The sequence below is a fragment of the Thiomonas sp. X19 genome (assembly GCF_900089495.1).
Classification (GTDB): domain Bacteria; phylum Pseudomonadota; class Gammaproteobacteria; order Burkholderiales; family Burkholderiaceae_C; genus Thiomonas_A.
Map to the genome: position 1 here is coordinate 2,187,534 of NZ_LT605203.1, position 21,318 is coordinate 2,208,851.

The 21,318-nt window shown below is 62.0% G+C and carries 24 protein-coding genes and 5 pseudogenes; 7 read left to right on the top strand and 22 right to left on the bottom strand.

Annotation, left to right across the window (positions count from 1 at the left end; genetic code table 11):
• Nucleotides 1-190: 190 nt before the first annotated feature.
• The 5 genes and pseudogenes from THIX_RS24815 to THIX_RS22965 all read right to left on the bottom strand — a co-directional run bounded on the left by THIX_RS24815 (nt 191) and on the right by THIX_RS22965 (nt 2,662).
• Nucleotides 191-601, bottom strand: a complete 411-nt coding sequence (locus tag THIX_RS24815) for a CZB domain-containing protein (RefSeq protein WP_371412997.1) — start codon at nt 599-601, stop codon at nt 191-193.
• A 75-nt stretch (nt 602-676) separates the two neighbouring features.
• A pseudogene (locus tag THIX_RS24820) lies at nt 677-1,456 on the bottom strand (methyl-accepting chemotaxis protein); the annotation flags it as partial.
• A gap of 28 nt (nt 1,457-1,484) precedes the next feature.
• Nucleotides 1,485-1,856, bottom strand: coding sequence for a hypothetical protein (locus THIX_RS24825; RefSeq protein ID WP_371412895.1), 372 nt, complete (start codon nt 1,854-1,856; stop codon nt 1,485-1,487).
• Complete coding sequence (locus THIX_RS10405; protein WP_081857908.1) at nt 1,843-2,421, bottom strand: cytochrome c5 family protein; 579 nt, start codon at nt 2,419-2,421, stop codon at nt 1,843-1,845. Before THIX_RS10405 ends, THIX_RS24825 begins: the two co-directional genes overlap by 14 nt.
• Before the next feature lie 28 nt (nt 2,422-2,449).
• Nucleotides 2,450-2,662 carry a hypothetical protein gene (locus THIX_RS22965; protein ID WP_146748501.1) on the bottom strand — a complete coding sequence of 71 codons (213 nt, stop codon included), beginning with the start codon at nt 2,660-2,662 and terminating at the stop codon, nt 2,450-2,452.
• Nucleotides 2,663-3,322: 660 nt separating this feature from the next.
• On the opposite strand from THIX_RS22965, the gene THIX_RS10410 reads away from it, so the two are divergent.
• Complete coding sequence (locus tag THIX_RS10410; RefSeq protein WP_112486184.1) at nt 3,323-3,886, top strand: CoxG family protein; 564 nt, start codon at nt 3,323-3,325, stop codon at nt 3,884-3,886.
• A gap of 158 nt (nt 3,887-4,044) precedes the next feature.
• Here THIX_RS10410 and THIX_RS10415 read toward each other — a convergent pair.
• A pseudogene (locus tag THIX_RS10415) lies at nt 4,045-4,281 on the bottom strand (transposase domain-containing protein); the annotation flags it as partial.
• 309 nt (nt 4,282-4,590) lie between these two features.
• Here THIX_RS10415 and THIX_RS22970 point away from each other — a divergent pair.
• Both THIX_RS22970 and THIX_RS10420 read left to right on the top strand, forming a co-directional pair.
• A complete protein-coding gene (locus THIX_RS22970) occupies nt 4,591-4,794 on the top strand; it encodes a hypothetical protein (protein WP_146748502.1) in 204 nt (67 codons plus the stop codon).
• Nucleotides 4,781-6,853, top strand: a complete 2,073-nt coding sequence (locus THIX_RS10420) for a recombinase family protein (protein WP_112486185.1) — start codon at nt 4,781-4,783, stop codon at nt 6,851-6,853. Before THIX_RS22970 ends, THIX_RS10420 begins: the two co-directional genes overlap by 14 nt.
• Nucleotides 6,854-6,879: 26 nt before the next feature.
• Here the strand turns inward: THIX_RS10420 and arsB are convergent.
• The 9 genes and pseudogenes from arsB to THIX_RS10465 all read right to left on the bottom strand — a co-directional run.
• Nucleotides 6,880-7,770: pseudogene (arsB, locus tag THIX_RS10425) on the bottom strand (arsenite/antimonite efflux transporter); the annotation flags it as partial.
• Nucleotides 7,771-7,774: 4 nt separating this feature from the next.
• Entirely contained in the window at nt 7,775-8,257 is a 483-nt protein-coding gene (locus THIX_RS10430; RefSeq protein WP_031406964.1) for a CBS domain-containing protein, read from the bottom strand.
• Nucleotides 8,244-9,629: an FAD-dependent oxidoreductase gene (locus THIX_RS10435; RefSeq protein WP_371412998.1), complete on the bottom strand. Its 1,386-nt coding sequence runs from the start codon at nt 9,627-9,629 to the stop codon at nt 8,244-8,246. Before THIX_RS10435 ends, THIX_RS10430 begins: the two co-directional genes overlap by 14 nt.
• 75 nt (nt 9,630-9,704) lie before the next feature.
• Nucleotides 9,705-10,148, bottom strand: a complete 444-nt coding sequence (locus tag THIX_RS10440; RefSeq protein WP_233224509.1) for an arsenate reductase ArsC — start codon at nt 10,146-10,148, stop codon at nt 9,705-9,707.
• A 63-nt stretch (nt 10,149-10,211) separates the two neighbouring features.
• The gene (gene arsA, locus THIX_RS10445) at nt 10,212-11,990 is read right to left on the bottom strand and encodes an arsenical pump-driving ATPase (RefSeq protein ID WP_112486187.1); all 1,779 of its coding nucleotides are present in this window, start codon (nt 11,988-11,990) and stop codon (nt 10,212-10,214) included.
• A 19-nt stretch (nt 11,991-12,009) separates the two neighbouring features.
• Complete coding sequence (gene arsD, locus THIX_RS10450) at nt 12,010-12,372, bottom strand: arsenite efflux transporter metallochaperone ArsD (RefSeq protein WP_112486188.1); 363 nt, start codon at nt 12,370-12,372, stop codon at nt 12,010-12,012.
• A 31-nt stretch (nt 12,373-12,403) separates the two neighbouring features.
• The gene (locus THIX_RS10455) at nt 12,404-12,883 is read right to left on the bottom strand and encodes an arsenate reductase ArsC (protein WP_112486189.1); all 480 of its coding nucleotides are present in this window, start codon (nt 12,881-12,883) and stop codon (nt 12,404-12,406) included.
• 3 nt (nt 12,884-12,886) lie between these two features.
• Nucleotides 12,887-13,258, bottom strand: coding sequence for a helix-turn-helix transcriptional regulator (locus THIX_RS10460; RefSeq protein ID WP_112486190.1), 372 nt, complete (start codon nt 13,256-13,258; stop codon nt 12,887-12,889).
• 312 nt (nt 13,259-13,570) lie between these two features.
• A complete protein-coding gene (locus THIX_RS10465; RefSeq protein ID WP_031406978.1) occupies nt 13,571-14,605 on the bottom strand; it encodes an IS630-like element ISCARN25 family transposase in 1,035 nt (344 codons plus the stop codon).
• 351 nt (nt 14,606-14,956) lie between these two features.
• On the opposite strand from THIX_RS10465, the gene THIX_RS10470 reads away from it, so the two are divergent.
• A complete protein-coding gene (locus tag THIX_RS10470) occupies nt 14,957-15,349 on the top strand; it encodes a hypothetical protein (protein WP_031406984.1) in 393 nt (130 codons plus the stop codon).
• Nucleotides 15,350-15,389: 40 nt separating this feature from the next.
• Here the strand turns inward: THIX_RS10470 and THIX_RS10475 are convergent.
• A protein-coding gene (locus tag THIX_RS10475; RefSeq protein WP_112486191.1) for an IS5 family transposase occupies nt 15,390-16,153 on the bottom strand; the annotation gives its coding sequence in 2 pieces (ribosomal slippage) (nt 15,390-15,781 and nt 15,781-16,153; 765 coding nt in all).
• Nucleotides 16,154-16,256: 103 nt separating this feature from the next.
• Here THIX_RS10475 and THIX_RS10480 point away from each other — a divergent pair.
• Entirely contained in the window at nt 16,257-17,234 is a 978-nt protein-coding gene (locus THIX_RS10480) for a hypothetical protein (RefSeq protein WP_146748503.1), read from the top strand.
• A 4-nt stretch (nt 17,235-17,238) separates the two neighbouring features.
• Nucleotides 17,239-17,376, top strand: a complete 138-nt coding sequence (locus THIX_RS10485) for a twin-arginine translocation signal domain-containing protein (protein WP_112486193.1) — start codon at nt 17,239-17,241, stop codon at nt 17,374-17,376.
• A 28-nt stretch (nt 17,377-17,404) separates the two neighbouring features.
• Here the strand turns inward: THIX_RS10485 and THIX_RS10490 are convergent, their stop codons facing one another.
• The 6 genes and pseudogenes from THIX_RS10490 to THIX_RS24830 all read right to left on the bottom strand — a co-directional run bounded on the left by THIX_RS10490 (nt 17,405) and on the right by THIX_RS24830 (nt 20,782).
• Nucleotides 17,405-18,631, bottom strand: a complete 1,227-nt coding sequence (locus THIX_RS10490; RefSeq protein ID WP_112486194.1) for an ISAzo13 family transposase — start codon at nt 18,629-18,631, stop codon at nt 17,405-17,407.
• 147 nt (nt 18,632-18,778) lie between these two features.
• Nucleotides 18,779-19,462: pseudogene (gene istA, locus THIX_RS10495) on the bottom strand (IS21 family transposase); the annotation flags it as partial.
• A gap of 87 nt (nt 19,463-19,549) precedes the next feature.
• Nucleotides 19,550-19,734: pseudogene (locus THIX_RS24200) on the bottom strand (4-hydroxy-tetrahydrodipicolinate synthase); the annotation flags it as partial.
• 52 nt (nt 19,735-19,786) lie between these two features.
• A complete protein-coding gene (locus tag THIX_RS10500; protein WP_112486195.1) occupies nt 19,787-20,044 on the bottom strand; it encodes a hypothetical protein in 258 nt (85 codons plus the stop codon).
• Nucleotides 20,044-20,463 carry a putative toxin-antitoxin system toxin component, PIN family gene (locus tag THIX_RS10505; protein ID WP_233224510.1) on the bottom strand — a complete coding sequence of 140 codons (420 nt, stop codon included), beginning with the start codon at nt 20,461-20,463 and terminating at the stop codon, nt 20,044-20,046. The genes THIX_RS10500 and THIX_RS10505 overlap by 1 nt, the downstream gene beginning before the upstream one ends.
• Entirely contained in the window at nt 20,384-20,782 is a 399-nt protein-coding gene (locus THIX_RS24830) for a type IIL restriction-modification enzyme MmeI (protein WP_371412896.1), read from the bottom strand. The genes THIX_RS10505 and THIX_RS24830 overlap by 80 nt, the downstream gene beginning before the upstream one ends.
• Nucleotides 20,783-20,826: 44 nt before the next feature.
• On the opposite strand from THIX_RS24830, the gene THIX_RS10515 reads away from it, so the two are divergent.
• The gene (locus THIX_RS10515; RefSeq protein WP_112486198.1) at nt 20,827-21,273 is read left to right on the top strand and encodes a hypothetical protein; all 447 of its coding nucleotides are present in this window, start codon (nt 20,827-20,829) and stop codon (nt 21,271-21,273) included.
• Nucleotides 21,274-21,318: the final 45 nt, after the last annotated feature.

Consider the following 21,318-nt stretch of genomic DNA (forward strand, 5'->3'; position numbering starts at 1 on the left):
GACAGCAAACTGGCGTTCTGGCATGCACGCGTACATGGGGGAGGGGCAGGATGCCGCGAGCAAGGAACTGACACGGCTGTTGGTTGAACAGGTGGGTTTTGAGGCAGTCGATGGAGGTCGAGGACCCACTCAAGGATCCGACTGATCCAGTCTTGAGCTTCATTGGGCTCATTGCTGAGCGGGTCATTCCTCAGGCATGTTCACCAGCAATCTGCTTGGAATGGGTCGTCGTTTGACGACCGATGTCGCTGCCCAGGATATGGAGCTTTTCCAGAACGTCTGCTTGAGCGTCCAACAGCGTGGTCGACAATCGGATCACCTCGGCGCGGTGATTGCTTTGGGCCGATTGCAAGATCTGGCGCGCTACGGTATGGAGCTGGGCATGGATGGGCTCGATTGCGCGGAAGGCCGCGAGATCTCCGAACGTCGCCTTGCCTTGCGCGTCATACCATTGACCAAACGCACACTGGTGATGATTGGACACGTCCTCTGTTGGCATGGTGGGCGGGCTCCGATCGGCTTCGGCCAGAATCTTGACAACGAAGTTTTTGTGATCATCCTCCGCAGCCTTGAGCAGCATTTGCGTGGCGAGCCTTTGCATGTCTCGGACCTGACCCTGCAACTTGGACACGATGACATCAACGGTCGCCAGCTCCTTCCTGGACTGGCTGCTGGTGCTTCCGATGCGGTGTACCTGCCCGGCCATGGTTTCGGTGTTGGTTTCAATGCGGACGGTGGCATCCTGCACCTGGCGCGCGAGGTTGCGAACCTCATCAGCCACCACTGCAAAGCCGCGTCCGGCCTCGCCGGCGCGTGCTGCCTCGATAGCGGCGTTCAATGCCAGCAGATTGGTCTGATAGGAAATTTTGCGAATATCGTGAACCAAAAGAGCGATGGACTTCATCTGGTCGTTCAGCTCGGTGACCGAGCGCTCGTTGTCCATCATCACCGCATCCACCTTGCGGATGGCTTGGTCGACCGCTTGCATCGACTCACCAACTTCCGACTCGGCACGGGAGAGCGCTCCCAAGGTTGCCTTGAGTCGCTCGTTGAGCTGCACGGCTTCACGTCGGGCAGAGATATTGCGCAAACTGGCATGCAGGCAGCAGACTTGGCTCTGCGGGTCGCGAACGACCGCAATCACGACGGAAAACAGGAAAGTCCCGATTTCCACTTGTTGGCGAAGAGCGTCACGAGTTCCGCTGGCCACGTCCCGCAAGGCCATGCGCATCTCATCTCCCCTGCCGCAGATCGGCCACAAAGGGGCGCCGATGACCTGACGCGGTTCAATCCCACCGAGTGCGGGTTTGAACATGTCGGCGAAGCGCTCGAATGTGCTTTGCGCCGTGGGATTGGCATAGAAAATGGGAAAGTCCCCTTCGGCATCGGCCAGAAGATCCAGCGTTTCCAGGCTCTGCAAGGCTTGTTCGAGAAAATGGCGTGTGGTGTGATCCATGACAAAGATTTCGGGGGCAGTGGTCGAATCAATCGGGGACGATATTCTCGGCCGTCGATCGGCCCACCCACCCCGCCGTCTCTCGGTGTCCGGTGGCCGCAGCGGTCGCACGCGCAAGATCGCGCAGTCTGTCCAGACTCGCCAGAAACCTCATCCACACATCATGGTGACAGCCCCCTGAGTTGGCATGTAGGCCTCTCAACATGTCTGCCTGCTGTCTGAGTTCGCTGACGGCTTCAATCAGGGGCAAGGTGTCGATCTCGCAGCCTAGAGAGGCATGCCGGATGTACTCGCTGACGGTCAGGCTGTGAGACGAGGCGAGATTGATCAGTCTCTGGTGATCGGAGGCTTCCAGTTGGATCGTAAATCGGCGTGGTCGCCGCACATCACCTCGAGACACGATTGTTCTTGTACCTGTCCTCTGGCTTGCCCGTCAGATTCTTGGAGGGTCGATTTTGTGGCGGAGCCAACGACGCAAGCATGAAGTCCACGGCAGCCTTCACATCGGCGTCGCTGGCATGGGATCCGCCGCGTGGCGGCATCACGCCCGCACTGCCGGAGTAGCCGTGGATGGCGTGCTCATCAAGAACATCGATACCCTTGGCGAGATGCGGTTGCCAACTCCATGCGTCCCCAAGCTTGGGAGCGCCGGAGTGCTGGGCAAATTGGATGGCCTGTTGCAAAGACGTCAATTTCGAATCGACCCATGGCCGATCCGACGCCACGGGGCCGTGGCAGGCGCTACACACCTGTTTGTACAAAGCCGCGCCGCGCGCAAGGACCTTTTCGCTCGCGTTGACATGAATCGTGACCGACGCTGTACTCGCCGACTTGGAGGGGACTTGGGTCGCCGGTTCCCCTGCCGCAGATGCCTGCATCAGAGCGAGCAGGGAAACGGCAGCCACAGCAAACGAAGACGAAAAACAAACTCTCATCCTGAAGACATCGCGCAATGATGGACTCATTGGGTTTGCAGACGGTTTTGCCGTGATCTCAATTTTGTGCGCTGGATGTTTTGGGCGACATTTTCGGAGTGGCTGTGAAAAATGCAAATGCCGCGATGAATAATGAAAAACCAAGAGCCAGGAATGGAAGATTGTGGGTCATTCCGTGCATCCATCCCCCAGACCAACTCAGAGTCGCACCTAAAAAGATGGCAAACCCGACGAGAAGACTGATAATTCCATAAAGATGATGTTTTTTCAAAATAAATCTCCTTGAACAAGTTTCAAAAAGGTTTTCCCTGCCCCTGGGATAAACCGGCGAATTGAGCCCGTGGTGGTCCCGCCTTCGCCCTGGCCTTTGCCGAAGATTCCATGGACTCGACGCAAGGAAGCGCTCTGGGCCACGCAACTTGGCGCGCCTGTGGCAACCCACCCCATACGTCGTTGAGGATTCATGGCTTGCCCTCATGCATCCTCGTGCAAGACTTTATTGGGCCACACCGACTCCAGCTATTAGGGAAAGTCTGCATAAGCCGTGGCTGATATTGGGGCAACATACACGGTTGATCTTGCTGCGTCACAAACGCATGGGAAAGGGGGCGGCCTCAAATCTGAAGTGCAACACCCCAAGCCTGGGCGGCTTCAAGAGCGCAAAAACCACGTCGTACCCGTGCGCCTGCGACGGACTCGTTTACTCAGACAAGTATCGGAACGATGAATCATGGAGTTTGCCCGGACAAACGATGGGATTTTCCAGCCGGGCTGATCGTGCCGAACACATATTCTTGACTTGAATCAAGATCGCTGCATTTGAAAATACTTAGCGTGGAAAATGGAAACGCGTCGGTCGTTTGCCATAGTTGGTCAGATCCCTCCGAACAATCGATCCCGCTTCCCCGTCAATCATGTCGAGACATCACCCATGGACGTCCAAGGCAAACGCAACATTCCCCTGACTCCTGCGCAAACCTGGGAGGCGCTCAACGCGACCCGGATGCTGAAGGCGTGCATTCCAGGCTGCGAATCGGTGACGCAGACTGGCGAGGGGCAGTTCGAAGTCGTGCAGGTGCTCGATATCGCCGGCTACAAAACGCGCTTTTCGAGCACGCTGACGCTGGAAGACGTGAATCCGCCGCACAGCTATGTGCTGCGCTTCGAGGGCAATGGCGGCAATGCCGGTTTCGGCATCGGCCGCGCGCTCATCGCGCTGCAGCCCAGCGACGGCGGGACGCGGATGAACTATCAGGCCAGCGCCGAGGTGGGCGGCGCCATCGCGCAGATGGGACAGAGTGCGGTGGATCAGGCCGTCAAGGGCTTGATCGAGGAGTTCTTCAACCGCTTCGAGCGCAATGTGCGCGGCGAGGCGGCCGGCCAGACCCCGGGCAGCATGGTCGAGCGCCTGTGGTTCATGATGCCGCCCTGGGCCTGGGCCATTTCCACGCTGGTGGCCGTGTTCATCCTCTACTGGGGCGTCATGCAGTCGTGAACGCGCAGGCGATATCCGCCGCAGACCGCGAGCCAACCTCTGGACCCTTGATCGTGGCCTGCTTGTGTGCGCAGTGGTGCGTCGCGTGCAACCTGTGGCAGGCTAATTTCCAGGGTATGCGTCCAGCAAACCCATCTTGACGCGTGTCGGCGCGGTGATCAAGCGGTGGCTGTGGTGGGCGACGACGGCGTATGGGCTGCGGCCCAGTTGTGCGGCAGCAATTCGTGCAGACGGCGATTGGGCCAAGTGGGCAGTTTCGTCAGCACGTCCTTGAGATAGGTCCACGGATCGACCTCGCAGAGCTTGGCCGATTCGATCAGCGTCATGAGCACGGCGGCTCTGCTGCCGGCTTGGGGCGAGCCCACGAAGAGCCAGTTTCGGCGCCCGAGTGCAAGCGCGGGGTCATTCTGCCCATGTCGGGCAAGAAGTCGAGGTCTTCTACCGCTGGCACCCGCTGTACGGGCGTCGTGTGAGGCGTCAGTACAGCGAACAACGCGCGTCAGGTCCGGTCGTTCATGTGGAGGTCAGTGCCGGCATCGTCATCGTGATGGCAGCCTGGATGCTCGACGCTGCCTCCTGCGCGGGCATGGAGTTGGGTGCTCCGCGCGCGTCGGTATCCGCGCTCGCTGAACTCCATCACTTGCTGTGGCAGCACGGACTCCGACGAAGCTCCTCCGGTGTTTTCCACACCCGCGAGGAACAAGATGACCAGTTCACCCAGACCGCGCCTGATGCCGCCTGCATCGTCCGCGCCGACGCCGCCCCGTCAACTGAGCATGGTGTTCGACTCCCCTGTACTCCAGGGAATGGACCCGAGCGAACGAGCCATTGCGGTCACGCAGTTGGCGATCCTGCTGCTGCAAGCAGCGGGCGTGCAACGACCAGGAGTTGCTGATGACGACCAGTGATCTGTTGCCTGCTGCCGTGCTGCGCCGCAAGGCCGTCGTCTATGTTCGCCAATCGACCCAGACGCAGGTTCAGACCAACTTGGAGAGCCAGCGGCGGCAGTACGACCTCGTTGAAGAGGCGCACCGCCGCGGATTTGTGCAGGTTGAGGTCATTGACGACGACCTTGGCCGGTCTGCAAGTGGCATGGTGGCCAGACCAGGGTTCGATCGCTTGGTCGCATGGCTCTGCGCTGGTGAAGTCGGCGCTGTGTTGTGCTTCGACGCCTCGCGCCTGGCCCGCAACGGTCGAGACTGGCACCACCTGTTGGAACTATGCGGTCTGGTCGAGGCGCGGGTCATTGACCTGGATGGTGTCTACGACCCGTGTCGACCCAACGATCGGCTGTTGCTGGGCATGAAGGGCAGTATCAGCGAGTTCGAGCTCGGAGTGCTCAGAGCGCGCATGTTCGATGCGGCCCGCGCCAAGGCCCAGCGCGGCGAACTGCGCATCAGCGTTCCCATCGGCTACATCTGGCATCGGGAGATCGGCCTGGGGTTCGATCCGGACATGCGCCTGCAGGAGGCGATTCAGTTGATCTTCGCGCGCTTTCGCAAGTTGGGCAGCGCCCGCCAGGTCCTGCTGTCACTCGCCGCCGACCAGGTTCACTTTCCCCGCCCCTCCGATGGCAAGAAGATGGTGAGCTTCGACTGGACTCCGATCCGCTACCGCAACGTGATCTCCGTGCTCAAGAACCCCTTCTATGCCGGAGCGTACGTCTACGGCAAGAGCGAGAAGCGCACTGCCCTCGTCGACGGACGGCTGCGCAAGAGCTACGGGCACGGCAAGCCCTTCGAGCAGTGGGAGGTGATGCTCAAGGATCACCATGCGGCCTACATCGACTGGGCGGAGTTCGAACGCAATCAGAAGCAGCTCGCCCTCAATGCCTACGGTCGAGTGGACGGTGTGAAGTCCGGGCGTGGCGGCCGGGCGCTGCTGGCCGGGATGCTCTGCTGCGGACGCTGTGGGCGCCGTCTCACGGTTGCGTATACGGGGCGAGGGGCGGGCCAACCGGTTTATCGATGCGATCGCCCCAATGTGCAGTTGGCGCAGCCGCGCTGTTTCACCTTCGGCGGCCGGCGACCCGACGAGGCCATCGCCCGAGAGATTTTGCGCGCCGTCGAGCCGATGGCTATTGAAGCAGCACGGCAAGCCGAACAGAGGCACATGGAACTTCAGGCTGACCAACGTCGTCTCGGGGAGCTCGAGTTGCAGCAGGCCCGCTACGAGGCCGTGCTCGCAGAGCGTCGCTACGCGGCTTGCGATCCCGACAATCGTCTGATCGCCGCTCAACTCGAGAAGAGCTGGGAGGCGGCTCTGCAGCGAGTGAGGTCATGCGAGCAGCGCTTGGACGCTGCAGACCGAACGCTGTCGGCTGTGGCTAGGCCCGATCTCGGCGGACTTGCCCAAGATCTCGCCGCCGCATGGGATGCACCCGGGGTCACCATGCGTGCACGCCAGCAACTGCTGCGCGCACTCGTCAAGGAGATCATTGCCGACGTCGATGAGAAGACGCGCGAGATCGTGCTGACGATCCATTGGCAAGGAGGCCAGCATTCGCAATTGCGGGTTGCGAAGCCGCGGACTGGCGAGCATGGATGCCGCACGCCCGACGAGGCGCTGGCCCTCATGCGCAGCATGGCCGGCCGATGGTCCGACGAGCACATCGCCGCGTCACTGAACCGCATGGGAATTCCAACCGGCCAAGGCAAGACGTGGACCGCGCACCGCGTGGGATCTCTACGCAAGGTGCACGGCATCCACGCATACCGCTCGGCGGAGAAGGAGGGGCAATGGCTGACCATGTCGGAGGCCGCCGCCAAGCTCGGCGTCACGAACCACCGCATCCGCAGCCTGATCCAGGACGGCCTGCTGCCCGCAGAGCAGGTCGTGCCAAGGGCGCCGTACCAGATTCGCGTGAGCGATCTGCTCGATCAGCGGGTCATCGAGGTAATCTCGCGAACTGATGGCCCGTGTCGCAAGATCGCAGAGAATCAGATGTCCATGTTTTCAAGCACTTGAAGAAGAGGGGCACTATGAACATGTCATTGCAGGCCATACACCACCAGATACATCCCCAGCGAGAAAATGACGATCTGCCAGGGCGCTTCGCGCAACACCTTCCGGGTGCTGATGACATGGCCGCGCGCAGCCACGCCGAAGAGCAGCAGCGCACCGACGACCGCGACGGCGCTGACCGGCACGCCCAGCGGTTCAAGACCAAAGTACCCGAGCAGCAGGAGCGCCAGCACCACCCACCCGATGCGGAACGTGGCCGGATCGTGAATGGCCTCATGCGGCTGTTTGAGCTGCGCCATGTCGTATTGGGCGGGGATGCTGGGCCGGAAATAGAGCAGCAGCACGACCAAGCTGGCGGCGATCGCGGCGATATCCACCGGGACCATGATCGCGGCGTATTCGTTGAAGCCGATGTTGAAGAAATTGGCCGAGACGATATCGACCAGATTGGACACCATCAATGGCAGGCTGGACGTATCGGCGATGAAGCCGGCGGCCATGACGAAAGCCAGTGTCGCCGCCGGACTGAAGCCGAGCGCCAGCAGCATCGCCATCACGATCGGCGTCAAAATCAGCGCTGCGCCGTCATTGGCGAACAAGGCCGCCACGGCTGCGCCCAGCAGGACCAGGAAGGCGAAGAGTCCGCGCCCGTTGCCGCGCCCCCAACGTGCCACACGCAGCGCCGCCCACTCGAAAAAGCCGGCTTCATCGAGCAACAGGCTGATGATGATGGTGGCGACGAAAGTAATGGTGGCGTTCCAAACGATGTGCCAAACCGCCGGAATATCGGCGAGATGAATCACGCCGGTCAGAAGGGCGGCAATGGCGCCGAAAGTCGCGCTCCAGCCGATGCCCAGCCCGCGCGGTTGCCAGATCACCAAGACGAGCGTGGCGATGAAGATCAGCAGTGCGATCAGCATCGGCTCAGTTCTTGCGCATGGGGTTGAAGGCATCCGGGCCGCTGTTGGCCAGGCGCTTGACCAGATCGAAGCGCGAGATCATGCCGACCAGCCGTTCGTGCTCGATCACCGGCAGGGACTTGATGCTGTGATCCACCAGCAGACGCGCGGCCACGGTGACATGGTCTTCGGGTGCCACGGTGAGGACTTCCCGCGTCATGACCTGCGCGGCCGTGCGGCCCTCGGCCTTGTCCGGCTCCGGCGTACGCCGGCGAAACACGGAGCGGTAGAAGTTCTCCTTCCAGACCGATTCGCGCGGCTCCAACCGCTCGTCGGCCGCACGATGCACCAGGTCGCCCTCGGTCACGAGGCCGAGCAGGTGTCCCTCGGCATCGGTCACCGGAACGCCGTTGATGCGGTGCTCGATCAAGATGCGGGCGATCTCCGCCACGGGCGTCTCCGGTGCGATCCGGATCGGGTTCGGGGTCATCAGGTCACGGACTTTCATGCTGTGTTCCTTTCTCAAGATTTGTGGGTCGATCGGCGGTGAACGACTTGTCAGCACCGGTTTTCACCGCGCTCATCCAGGCCTGCGCCCCCATCTGCACCGGGTCCCAGGGGCTGCTGAACGGAGGTGTGTAGCTGAGATCGAGATCGTTCAAGTCTTCGACGCCCATGCCGTGGAACAGGGCTGCTGCGAACACGTCGATGCGTTTCGACACCTCCGAACGCCAGTGGCCGAGGATCTGCGCGCCCAGGAGACGACCAGTGCGGCGATCGCCGGCCACCCGGATGCGGAGCTTATGCGCGCCTGGGTAATAGGCCTTGTGATCCCAGGTTTCGATCTCGCTGGTGACGGGATCAAAGCCGGCCATGCGCGCCTCGGCTTCGCGCAAGCCTGTCCGCGCGATCGCGAGTTCGAACATCTTCATGGTCTGGGTGCCGACCGAGCCCGCGAAAGAGCGCTCTCCGCCTACAGCGTTCTCGCCGGCCACACGGCCCTGCTTGTGCGCGGTCGTCCCGAGCGGCAGGTACGCTGGCCGCTGGAGTATCCGATGCCAGGTCTCGGCGCAGTCGCCGGCGGCCCCAATGCCAGGGATCGCAGTCTCCATGCGTTGCGTGACGCGGATGGCGCCCGAGGGCCCCAGCGCAATCCCCGCAGCGGCGGCAAGGGTGGAGTCGGGTCGCGCGCCAGTGGCGACCAGCACCAGATCGGCCGACGCGGCAAACCCGCCCGAACCCGACACCGTGAGACCGCCCCGGTCGCCGACGGTCTCGATGCGCTCGACGGCGCAGCCAGCCACGACGCGTACGCCATGGCGTGACAATTCCTCCCCGATCAGCCTGCCGAACGCCGGATCGACGCTTGGGAACACGGGATCGGTCTGACTTACGAGCGTGACATCGACCCCCCGATGCCTCAGCGCGTCGGCCATCTCGACGCCGATATAGCCCGCACCGACAATAAGAGCCGAACGCGCTTCGCCCGTCGTGAGATGGCGATGGACCGCGAAGCCGTCCGCCATGGTGTGCAGGCCATAAACGCCGGGGAGGTCGAGGCCGGGCAATCCTTGGGGACGAAGCGGGACGGCACCGGTCGCGATCACCAGGTGGTCGTAGCGCAAGGTCTCCGCACGGCCGTTCGGCCCGCGCACGACATCGACCCTCTTTCCCGCGGGATGAATGACGACGGCCCGATGGTTCGTCAGGACTTCGATGCCGTCGAATGCGGTGCGATGGGCGAGCTGCCGGTGATCCGGCGTCTCGCCGCTGAGGTAGAAGGGCAGGCCGCAGATGCTGTAGTTCGGGTACTCGTCGGCCAACAGGACGGATACCTCGGCTCGGGGATCGATCTCGTGAGCCCGCAGCGCCGCGCTGATGCCCGCAGCGCCGCGCTGATGCCCGCGTCGCTGCCGCCGATGATGAGGAGGCGCGTCATGCTGTTCCCTTCATTGTTATTCGGCGCGCTGTTGGTCCAGATCACGCAACTGGGTTTGCAGCGACATGCGGTCGATCTTGTCGATGGACAGGGCGAGGAGCAGGCGGATGCGAGCGGCAATTTGGAAGTGCGCGTTGGCGAAGGCCTTGAGTTGACGCTCACGATCCCCGCCGACCGCGGCTGGATCAGCGAAACCCCAGTGGGCGGTGATGGGTTGACCTGGCCATGCGGGACAGGCCTCGCCAGCCGCCTGATCGCAGACTGTGAAAATGAAATCCATCGATGGCGCATCCGGCGCCGCAAACTCCGTCCAGCTCTTGCTGCGCAAGCCACGAATGTCATAGTGCTGACCGGTGAGCACTTCGAGCGTGAGCGGATGCACTTCGTCGCGAGGATGACTGCCCGCGCTGTACGCCTTGAACCGATCTCGACCGAGATGGTTCAAGATGACTTCCGCCATGATGCTGCGCGCGGAATTGCCGGTGCAGATGAACAGCGCGTTGTAGATCTCTTTGGGGCCATGTCACGCTCTTTCGGTGATGAGACTGGGGCGGGCAGCCAGTTCCAGCAGGCGATCGACGCCGACGGGCTCTTCTCTTAGCAGCGGAACGACCGCGTAGCGCTGGGCATGGCGGGTAGCGACGGCGTCGATTTCTCGCAGTTCATGGCAGGCACGCTGACGCAGCAAGGGCGAGTTCGGCGTGGCAGCCGCGATGCTGTTGTTGATGATCCAGGCCCAGGGCTCGATCCCGGCGCGGCGCAGGTCAGCTTGCAGGTTTGCCGCTTCCAGTACCGGTGTGGTTTCGGCCAACGTCACGATCAGCACCTTGGTCTGCCTGGCGTCCTGCAACTGCATCATCGGGGTGGTGTAGTGCAGCCCGGTCCCGGCCATCTGGCGGGTGATTTCACGGTGATAGGCGCCAGTCGCGTCGAGCAGCAGCAAGGTGTGGCCGGTCGGTGCCGTGTCCATCACCACGAACTTCTTGCCGGCCTCGCGAATGATGTGCGAGAAGGCCTGGAACACCGCGATTTCCTCGGTGCAGGGCGAGCGCAGGTCCTCTTCCAGCAGCGCCCGGCCTTCCGCATCGAGCCGCGCGCCCTTGGTGGCCAATACGTGCTGCCTGTAACGCTCGGTTTCAATGTGCGGGTCGATCCGGCTGACCATGAGGTTGTCCAGCGCGCCGCTCAGTGTTTCAGTCAGATGCGCGGCCGGGTCGGACGTGGTGAGGTGGACCGGCAGGCCGCGATGGGCCAGTTCTGCCGCGATGGCAGCGGCCAGGGTGGTCTTGCCCACACCGCCCTTGCCCATCAGCATCACAAGACCGTGGCCGTCTTCGGCGATGCCATCGACCAACACGGACAGACTGGGTGCATCAAGTACGACCGGAGCCACATGGGTGCTGGGCGCTTGCGTGGCCGTCGTGACCAGTAGCTGGCGCAAGGCATCCAGACCGACCAGGTTGAAGGGCTTGAGCGCGACCTGATCGCGGGGCAGCGTCTTGAGCACATCAGGGATTGCGTCCAATGCGGCCCGTTCGTGCGCGCAGATGGCTGCGGCCAAGGGGTCGTGCGCCGCTTCTTCCGGTGGCAGGACGCCGTTGATCACCAGATACTGCTGCGACAGGCCAATGCCGGCGAGTTCCTCATGGGTGCGTGCAACCTCCCGCAAGGTGGCTTGCTGGGCGCGGGCCACCAGAATCAAGCGGGTGCGCTGGGCATCGGCCAAAGCCTCCACTGCCGCCTTGTATTGGGCGCGCTGCTTGTCCAGTCCGGCCAATGGGCCGAGGCAGGACGCATCGCCCTTGTCCGCTTCAAGGAAATCACTCCACGCGCCGGGCAATTGCAACAGCCGGATGGTGTGACCGGTCGGGGCTGTATCGAAAATGATGTGGTCGTAGTCAGCGGTCAGGGCCGAGTCGGTGAGCAACGCGGTGAATTCGTCAAAGGCGGCGATTTCGGTGGTGCAGGCGCCGGAGAGCTGTTCCTCGATGCCGTTGACGATGTCGTCCGGCAGCGTCCCGCGCACCGGGCCGACGATGCGCTCCCGGTACTGCTGTGCCGCTTGCTGCGGGTCGATTTCCAGAGCCGACAGACCGGGCACACCATTGATGTGGGTGATCGTGTTGCCGATGGCCTGGCCGAAGACTTGGCCGACGTTGGATGCGGGGTCGGTGCTGACCAGCAGGACTTTCTTGCCGTGCTCGGCAAGGTGGATTGCCGTGGCGCAGGACAGCGACGTTTTGCCCACGCCGCCTTTGCCGGTGAAAAAGAAAAAGCGCGGCGGCAGTTCGAGAAATTTCATGGTGATACTTCCTCTGCGTTCAGCAGCAGTGGCTGCCGGCGCAGCAGCCCTGTGCTGCTTTCGACACTGCTGTCGGTTGTGGAATGCCTGCCCAGCGAGCCAGCTCCATGCGGTTGGGGTAGCGGCCCGCCAATGCCACTGCACCATCCACCAGAACCAGGGGCAGGGCTTCCTGGCCGGAGCGTTCCAGGAACGATTTGACCGTCGGGTTTTCGGCGAATGCCAGCGGCTGTCGGGCCAGATTGAAACGCTCGATCTGCGCACCGTTTTGCTTGGCCCAATCGGCGTCCGCCGAAAAGCTGACCAGACTTTGATCGACCTCCACGCCGCACACGCCGGTGCTGCAGCACAGCGCCGGGTCATAGACTTGAATGGCTTTCATTTTGATTCCTCATCGATAATTGAAATTATGGTCATGAAAAAAGCTTTCCGATCCGATCCAGATCCTCCTTCAAGCATGCGGGATCGTTCTTTAACTCCGTCAGCGGCAGGGTGAGGAAGGTCTCGATGCGGGTGCGCAGGATGCGATAGGCTGTCATGAAGGCAGCATTGATTGCCCCGTCGCCCCCGGTAGCATGCGCAGGGTCTTCGACACCCCAATGCGCGCGCAGGACCGGGCCAAGATAGGCCGGGCAGGCTTCGCCTGCGGCGCTGGAGCAGACGGTGATCACGATGTCCGGGGTTTTGGGCAAGTCGTCCCAGGACTTGCTGGAGAGTCCAACGGCCGGGATGCCTTCCCGCTCCAGCAAGGCCAGCGAGCGCGGATGCACCTGCCCGGTTGGATGGTTGCCCGCGCTCATCGCCATCCAGCCGGCGGGAGCCAGGTGGTTGAACGTGGCTTCGGCCAGAATCGAGCGGCAGGAGTTGCCTGTGCAGAGAAAGAGGATGTTCATGGCTCAGGTTTCGACTAGGGTTGGCGAAGCTGTCGGCAGTGCCGTGTCGCAGTAGGTTGAAGCGCTGCTCAAGCCCGGACATTGCCCCGAGCGCCCGGAGCAGCACTCCTCGGTGAGATAGGCGATCAGATCCAGCATCAATGGAATGTTCGCCCGATAGCGCAGGTAGCGCCCCTCCTGTTCCACAGTGAGAAGGCGGGCCTGGGTCAGGGCCTTCAAATGGAAGGAGAGGTTGGTCGGCGGCACGTCAAGGGTGATCGCGATCTCGCCAGCCACCAAGCCCTCAGGCCCCTTTTTGACAAGCAGCCGATACACGTCCAACCGCACACCTGACGAGAGCGATTCGAAGATTGAAGTTGCGGATATTTTTTCCATTTTTCAAGTCTACAACAATGATTGAATTCATGCCTTGTGCTGTACGCATGCAGACATATGAATGACATGCAGTTGCTTTAGCAAGAGTCAACAATCACGAAATTGTCACATCGTGAGCCTAGTGTGAAAGGCCCTGCTGCATTGCATAACAGGGGCCGAGACTTTCCTGTGCCGTCCTTCGACCCGACCGTTGCGATGGTGCCGAGCGTTTCTGGCCAATTCGTAGCGCGCGTGCCAAAATCCATCCACGCCAAGCTCTCTCGTGCCCAAGCCGAGGGCGTGCCTTATTGAGCCGGCATCAACGAACTTGAATCAAGCCGCATAACGAACCGGTCCATGTTCGAAGTATTTGCGAATCCGCTCAGGCTGACGTTGCACGCTGCGCAGGTGGCGTGCGGTGGCCTTGACCAGTTGCAGCTTCGTGCGCGCCGGGGCCAGAGTCGTCACCGCTTGCTTGATGTCGGCGTTGGCCATCTCGTCGGGGTTGAGTTCGGGGCTGTAGCTGGGCAGGTAGAACACCTCGATCGCATCGGCGTGCTCGGCCAGCCAAGCTTTCACGGGCTTGGCGTGATGCACCCGCAGGTTGTCCAGGATCAGGAACAACTTCTTGCTCGCCCTTTTGATCAGCCGGCGCAGGAAGTCGATCAGGATGTCCGTGTTGAGCGCGCCGTCGAAAATGCGCCAGCGCATCTGCCCCTTGTTGGTCACGGTGGAGATCACCGACAGGCCGTGGCGCTTGTTGTTGACGCGGATCACCGGCGTTTGCCCCTTGGGCGCGAAGCCGCGACCCCGTACGTCGTCGCTGCGCAGCCCGCTCTCGTCGCCCCAGTGAATCTCCGCACCTTCGGACTTGGCCTTCGCGGCGATGACCGGGTAGTCCTCCTCGAGCCACTTCTTGACCGCCGCGGGCGACTGCTCGTACGCCTTTTTCATCGGCTTTTGCGGCGTGAAGCCCCAGCGCGCCAGGTACAGGCCCATCGTGCGCACCGCCAACCGGATGCCAAAGCGCTGCTCGATGAGCTGCGCGACCGCCGTGCGGGTCCACAGCGCGTAGGGCATCTTCAACGGGTCAGGCGTCTTGTCGGTGATGAGCTTGCGCACCGTCGCCTCCTGTGCCGCGTCCAGCAGCCGGCCATCGCCGCTCTTGCGCCCACTGGGTGCGTCGCGCAAGGCCTTCGCGCCCGCCGCTTCGTGGCGCTTGCAGATGTCGAACACACCGGTGCGGCTCAACCCAGTCTGCGCCGCAATCTCGTCGTAGGTCCGGCCCGCTTTGCGTAGGCGGATGACCTGCACGCGTCTCTCGTGTCGCGCGTCGCGCGACAGCGATCTCATGTCAGTTGCTTCCATCACACCAACATGATGGCGCATGCGAATACTTCAAGTTAAATACTTCCGAATCAATAATGCGTTGGCCTTGGTCGCGGAGGGCCTGGGGACGCGTGATCCTCATCCCTGAACGCTGTCTGTTCCCGGCGGTCCGCTTGGGATCGTCTCAGAAACGGATCGCAAAGTGCGTTCAGCGTATGTCCTCTTTCCCTGCCCTACCCTGGGCTCATCCCCGTACCCCACCCGTCTGCCTCCACTTCAGCTTCCACTGTCGAATCTTCCAAATCTGCATCCCTGGACGCTGCGCTGGCCCAAACCCGGGCGTTCAACCGCCTGCGTAACCTCGCGGAGAAAGCTGCCAAGGATGCCGGATTGCAGGTTCTGCGCCCGGTGGCGCAGACCTATCTGGCCGGCTTGCCGGTGCTGAAACTGCAAGCGGCTGAGGATGACCAGCCCGGTCGTGCGCCCTATTTGCTGCCGTTGGCGGCGGACATTCACACCCAGTTCGCGCGGTGGATGCGCGCCCAGCCTGCAAGCCAAACCCTCTCGGGCACGGCTTTGCATCCGTTGTCCAAGCAACTGCTGTATCCGCATCTCTCCTCGCCAGCGTACAGGCGGGTGGTTTGGGTGCGCACCTGCGGGTCAACCTGGATGGCTCGCCCGCAGGGGCCATCACCCCGGGGCGCCGGGACGCGGCCCGGCAACGCCTGGCCCGCCAGCCTTGAGTCCGCCATGACGTTCAGCACCCGAGTCGGTAACGACTGAAAAATCCGTAAACAGTCCAGTAGTTCCTTAGATAGTGTCGTCACGAGATGCGCAGCCAGAGGACGAGGCATCGAATTTGTACGGCGGCAACGAATGAGGCGACGTTTTTCGCGTAGCGCGTGGCGATGCCCCTCCATCGCTTGAGATGTAGGAAGGCGTTCTCGACCAGATGGCGCAGTTTGTAGAGCGCCTTGTCATAGGCCCTGGGTTGCTTGCGATTCTTGCGCGGCGGAATCACGGCCTGGGCACCTTGCGCTTGGGCTTTCGCCACGATGGCATCGCTGTCGTAGCCTTTGTCAGCAAGCAGGCAGTCCATCTTGAACCCGTCCATCAACTGCTCAGCCTCTGCGCAATCTGCTCGGGTACCTTCTGTAATAGCCGCTCTGAGCGGCAGACCATGCGCATCCACGGCCAGATGTATCTTGGTGTTGAGCCCCCTTTTGTACGGCTCATGCCCTGATTGCCTCCACGCGCTCCCGCTGCGTGCGGGTGAACCTTGCAATGGCTGGCATCCAGCATGAGCCATTCGAAATCAGGCTCCACAATGAACTGCTCGAGCAGCGACTCCCAAATGCCCTGGTCACGCCAGCGGCAAAAACGCCGATGGGTGTTTTTCCACCCACCATACGAGGCCGGCAGGTCTCGCCACGGCGCGCCGGTGCGAAGAATCCAGAACACGGCATTGATGAATTGGCGGTTGTCCAGCGCAACCCCACCCCAAACCCCCGCTCGCCCCGGCAGATGGGGCTCGAGCAATTCCCAGTGCCTGTCTGATAGGTCGTGTCGATGAAGAGTCTCTGGCATCTCAATAGCGCAGTCGTTGCAAACAACGCCATCATGCCATATCTCGTGACGACACTATCTAACGCGACAGGATAGAACTTTATTTTTCAGGATAGAATTTCATTTGGCGTCAACAGTGGCGCTGATCCTGGCCGGTTTCGTCAACGTGCTGGCTGAAGTGAAACAACCGGGGCGGCTCATTTTTGGCTACTTCCTTGGCTGGTCCAACTGGGATACGGCCATCATCAAATACGGCATCATCCTGCTACCGATTTTTCTGGTGGTGGCTTGGTGGCTGAGTTTCCAATGCATCCCGCGCGCGAGGCTGGGCGCCGAGATCGAGAAGCTTTCAGGCATCTGGCGCAAGCTGGCCGACATTTTTAGCCTGTGGAGCCGGCATTACAGCGTGTTTGAATCGAAGTGGCTCAAACCGGTGCTGGTCACCACCGTCTTTCTCGGATTGTTCGCCCCGCTGCATTCCGCAGTGTTCCTGATGAACGAACATGGGGTGCCGGTGTGGAATTCGCCTGCGGCGGCCATTCTCTTTTTCGCGAGCGCCATTGCCGTGGCTGCCCTCGCCGAACTGGTGGTGATTCCCGCGCTGGCCTGGGCCGTCACAGCCACCAGGCCTGCCGCGCAGACCGGCCATCGCATCACTGCCGCAGTTGCGCTCGGCGTATGCCTCGTGACCTGGTATGGCTGGATGTGGTGGCTCGGGCGTTTTGGCTCCATTGAGGAGTTGCGCGCAGCCAACTTGTTCATGGGTCCGTATGGCGCGGAAATCACCTGGAACTGGACCGTCATCGGCCTCCTGATCCCGCTCGTGCTGCTGCTTCTGCCCACTGGGCGCGGCTATGGAGCGCAATGGCTTGCCTTCCTGGGTGCAACCTGGGGCTCGTATGCCGCGCGCATCGGCATCGTCATCGGCGGCGAGGCCATCAACCGGAGCGGGGCCGGTTACTACACCTTCCATTTGAATTTCGGGGAGCTTTGGTACACCGGTGTCAGCGTGCTGCTGTTCCTGGGCATCCTGGCTGCGCTGCTGGCCGCCATGCCGCGCGACGCGCAATCCGCACCCTTCTCCACTGCGAAAAAGGTTTGACATCATGGACATCTCACGACGTGGTCTTCTGACTCTCGGGGCCGTCGCCGGACTGGGCGCGGGCACACTCGGGTTTTCCAAACGCCTGATCGATCTGGTGCCGCTGACCAACCGCGGGCGAAAAGCCCTGCATCCCATTTAGAGATCGTTAATAAATTAAGTGTGCACTTCTATGCAGGCTTGATGGTGTAGTTCCAGTCACCGTGGAAGGCGTTGCGGTCGATGGGAATGGCGGCGAAGTCGGCGTCAGAGACGCCCACCCCCTTGGGATAGAGGCCGGCGTCGAGTTCGGCGTGCACGGTCAAGCCGCTGCGCGTGCGGGTGTTGGCGATCAGATTCACGATGACCTCATGGCTGATCAAGGGGCGGCCGCGCCAGTTCATGGTGATGAACGCGAACAGGCGGTGCTCAATCTTGTTCCACTTGCTGGTGCCTGGCGGGAAGTGGCAGACGTGGATGGTCAACCCCGTCTCCTGCGCGAGGCGACTCAACTCCAGCTTCCACAGGCGCACCCGATGCCCGTTGCTGCCGCCCCCATCGGCGGTAATGGTCAGTTGCCGGGCCTCGGGGTAAAGCGGGCAGCCCATGGCAAACCACCAACGCCGGATCGTCTGCACCGCAAACGCCGATGTGTCGTGATCGGTGCCCACGCTCACCCAACCTGCGTCCGCCCCGATGTCATACACCCCGTAGGGATTGGCGCGCCCCAGGTCGGGATCCACAAAGTCGTGCACCTTGACCTGTACCGGTTCGCCGCTGGGGTGCCACTCGCGCCCGTTGTTTTTGTACGGCCCCACCAACTCCTTCTTCTTCGTGTCCACCGAGATCGCCGGTTGCCCCGCCTCCAGGGCTGCACTCACCGTGGCATTGATGAACTCGAACTGGGCGTTGCGATCCGGGCTCTGATGCCCCTCAATGACCTTGGCGTTGCCTTGCAAGCTGTAGCCCTGGGCCTTGAGCAGCCGCCCCACCACGACGTGGCTCACCACGTGGCCGCGCGCCTGGAGTTCATCGGCCAGCACCCGCAAACTCTTGCAACTCCATAGCAAGGGAGATTGCGGATCGCCGCGCGTCGCCGGACAGACCAGGTCGAGTAACTCGGGCACCAGAGTGCTGTCCTTCTCGGCAAGCCTTTTGCGCCCTGCGCCAGGAGCTCGCACCCGAGCTCCTGCGTTTCCATCTCCCGGGGCCGCATCCCCGCGCGTAGCAAGCGCCCCAACCTCCTGGAGCCCGGAGAGCACCGTACGACGCGAGACCCCCGTCGCCGCCGCGACATGGGAGATGCCGCCGCGCCCCAGCACCAGCGCTTCGACGCCCACAAACAGTCGGCGCTGGCGCTCATCAAGCACTCCGCGCAGAACCTCCCATCGCCGCTTGATCGTGGATTCGCCTTGCATCCTGCAAGACTAGTCCTCCTACTCTGATTGAGCAAGTTATTTGTTAACGATCGCTTACGGCAACTCCAACACCCCGGAATGGCTGCGCGACACAGCCACGGGCAAGCTCGTGCCCAACCCGCAATGGGCCCTGCGCCACACGGTGGAACGATCGACATAGCCGTCGAACGGTGTGGGCATGGGCATGAGTTGCGGCTGCTCGTGCTCAAGCATCTCGGCCACGGTGAACTGGCTGAACTCAGGATCATAGATGCCGCGCCGGGGAACACCACCCAGCGCATGGAAGCTGCGCGTGTGGACGTCGAAGAGCATCTCGTGGCCTTGGCTGGGATAGGCCACCAGCCAGAAGGCGCGACTGGCGCACAGCTTCAGATGAGCAACCTGCACCTTGTCGTGCACCCCACCCACCACCATGCCTTCCTCGCTCCAGTCGAACTGGAACGCTTCGCCCAACTCGAACGTCAACGGCACGAAGGCGTGCAAGTCGGCAGTGCCATCCTCCTGGCGCCAGCCACGCAGCACATCGGTGATGCGGCTGTAGGCGCCGTCGTAGCCTTGCCGTTGCAACTCGGCGTGCAATGCCTTGGCTGTGCGCCGCCGGGCCTTGGGACGTCGGGCATTGATGGCCACGGCTTGCTGGAGCCACTCCACGTAGGGCTCCAGCTTGATCGAAGGTTGCGTCCGGCGTGCCGCGTACTGCGGCACTTCATCGCCCGACTGGCGTAACCATGTGCGAACCGTGTTGCGCGAGACTCCCGTGCTGCGGGCAATCTCGCGGACGGATTTGTGCTGGCGGAAATGCAACCGCCGGATCTTGCCAATCATGTCCATGGTGATCACTCCTGAACTCCTGTGCCTCAAAAGGCAGCAGGTTAGGTTGAACACCCGGGTCAATTTTCGTTCGGCGCGAACAGGTCACAGTGCAACGGCCATTCGACGGGCAGCCACCAGGTCGTCCTGTTGCATCAATTCAAACAGCCGGACATGATGCGCCGATGCGGCAATCGTGCCATGCGCCCCCAGCAGAGGGCCGCAAAGTCCTGGCTGTCATCACCCGACAAAACGCGTAAGGGCGTTTCATGCACGAACTGCAAGATCCGCTCTGACGGAGGTGCACGAAGAAACTGGGCTGACTTCAACCCCCGTGCTGTGCCGTTATCGCACTGTGCCAGGCGGCAGCAAATCATCGTCTGCGACCGGCGCAGCATCTGGGCTGGCCTCCAGCCAGGCATCGAACCCGCTCAGATCACCACGGCTACGCCGCTGCGCGAAATAAGCGCTCGTCTTGAGCGCTGACACCTTTTCGGCAATGGCCGTCACAAAAAACTGATTCATCGAGACATGCTCATCGAGCGCCACTTTTTTGGCGTACTCCATGAGCGAATCCGGCACGCGCAAGGCATAGTTGGCCATCAGAATCTCTCCAGTTGAAGGGTTTGCAAAAAGGCTCCGGGCGTGAGGACTGGAAGGCCAAACCGATGGGCGGGCACGAAATCGCGGCCATTGAGTGTGACCAGCGCATCGGCCCGGCCATTGAGCGCGGTTTCCAACACCATCTCATCGGCGGCATCGCGGAGCTGCGGCCGCCAGAGGAAGAACAACTCCACAGGCTCGGCCAGCAGGCAGAACGCGTCCAGGAAAGCCTCCACCATCGGTGCCGTCCTGTGACTCGCAGCGAGCTGCTCCGGGCGCGAAAGCACGGCTTCATATTCAAGCACCAGGGGCACCGATGCCAGCGCCAACAATTGGCCCTCACGCATCGCTCGCAGTACAGCGAACGATGCGCCAAGGCGGCTGCGTGACGCAGCAACCAAGACGTTGGTATCGAGCACAACGCGCTTTTTCATACTGCCGATGATATAACAAGAAAGATCTGTTTGCCCAAAGGGCCACCCACCAGCGCCACTCGGCAGGTATGGTCAGCGGGTCGTAGAGGTCAGCGAGGGTCGATGCTGGGCACAAGGCGCGCGCATCGAGGATCGCCTGGACTCCAAAAACGTGTGAGAAGCGTCGTGCCGAAACGCGGGACAAAACAGGGTGTCGGGCACAGCCTGACCAAGGGGCCGGTTTCGCCTGGAGCGCGAGCGACAGGTGAAACCTAGGCTTACCTTGCCCAGATGGAAAAAACCAACAAAACACTGATCGAAACACTACCTGTAGTTGCCCGGACCAAGACCATGCACTACATTTAGCGCATGTTGATTAGCCCCGTGATTTTGCGCGCCGCATTGGAGCGCCCCATCGCAAAGCACCGCCCTGTGCTGGGGGCGGTGTTGGGGGCTGGCGTTGGCATGGGTTTGATTGCTGGATACGGGGCGATGTTGGCCGGTTCGGCTTGGGCGATCATTGCGCTACTCGTTACCCTCATTGCGGCGGCAGAAACCTCCGCCGGTGTTGCACGACTCTTTGCACGCCAGGCGCGCGAGTTTGCGCGCGCCAACGTCGCCTTGATCGCTTCAGCCCTACGCGCGACAATCGATGCCGTAGGCGTGGTCGCTGCACTGCGTGCCGTGGTCTTGCCGCGTCTGCAAGCCTTGACGTGTAAGGCGGCCATCCTGCCGCCTGTGCGCATCGCCCACCGCCGTATCGCCCATATCGCCATCACCGCGCGCGTCGTCCCCGCGCCGATCTGCCGCGCCTAGACGCGCGGGCTGCACTCCGTTCCTCGGTTTTGCTGCGCACTGCGC

What these genes read in the sequence shown, in the direction of transcription:
- THIX_RS10430 (WP_031406964.1), bottom strand. Translation starts at nt 8,257, where the DNA reads ATGAAAGTCCGTGACCTGATGACCCCGAACCCGATCCGGATCGCACCG.
- arsD (WP_112486188.1), bottom strand. Translation starts at nt 12,372, where the DNA reads ATGAAAGCCATTCAAGTCTATGACCCGGCGCTGTGCTGCAGCACCGGC.
- THIX_RS10500 (WP_112486195.1), bottom strand. Translation starts at nt 20,044, where the DNA reads ATGGCCAACTATGCCTTGCGCGTGCCGGATTCGCTCATGGAGTACGCC.
- THIX_RS24815 (WP_371412997.1), bottom strand. Translation starts at nt 601, where the DNA reads ATGCAAAGGCTCGCCACGCAAATGCTGCTCAAGGCTGCGGAGGATGAT.
- THIX_RS10405 (WP_081857908.1), bottom strand. Translation starts at nt 2,421, where the DNA reads ATGAGTCCATCATTGCGCGATGTCTTCAGGATGAGAGTTTGTTTTTCG.
- THIX_RS10490 (WP_112486194.1), bottom strand. Translation starts at nt 18,631, where the DNA reads ATGCAAGGCGAATCCACGATCAAGCGGCGATGGGAGGTTCTGCGCGGA.
- THIX_RS10515 (WP_112486198.1), top strand. Translation starts at nt 20,827, where the DNA reads ATGTTGATTAGCCCCGTGATTTTGCGCGCCGCATTGGAGCGCCCCATC.
- THIX_RS10440 (WP_233224509.1), bottom strand. Translation starts at nt 10,148, where the DNA reads ATGGCGGAAGTCATCTTGAACCATCTCGGTCGAGATCGGTTCAAGGCG.
- THIX_RS10455 (WP_112486189.1), bottom strand. Translation starts at nt 12,883, where the DNA reads ATGAACATCCTCTTTCTCTGCACAGGCAACTCCTGCCGCTCGATTCTG.
- THIX_RS10465 (WP_031406978.1), bottom strand. Translation starts at nt 14,605, where the DNA reads ATGGAAGCAACTGACATGAGATCGCTGTCGCGCGACGCGCGACACGAG.
- THIX_RS10420 (WP_112486185.1), top strand. Translation starts at nt 4,781, where the DNA reads ATGACGACCAGTGATCTGTTGCCTGCTGCCGTGCTGCGCCGCAAGGCC.
- THIX_RS10410 (WP_112486184.1), top strand. Translation starts at nt 3,323, where the DNA reads ATGGACGTCCAAGGCAAACGCAACATTCCCCTGACTCCTGCGCAAACC.
- THIX_RS10485 (WP_112486193.1), top strand. Translation starts at nt 17,239, where the DNA reads ATGGACATCTCACGACGTGGTCTTCTGACTCTCGGGGCCGTCGCCGGA.
- THIX_RS10460 (WP_112486190.1), bottom strand. Translation starts at nt 13,258, where the DNA reads ATGGAAAAAATATCCGCAACTTCAATCTTCGAATCGCTCTCGTCAGGT.
- THIX_RS22970 (WP_146748502.1), top strand. Translation starts at nt 4,591, where the DNA reads ATGACCAGTTCACCCAGACCGCGCCTGATGCCGCCTGCATCGTCCGCG.
- arsA (WP_112486187.1), bottom strand. Translation starts at nt 11,990, where the DNA reads ATGAAATTTCTCGAACTGCCGCCGCGCTTTTTCTTTTTCACCGGCAAA.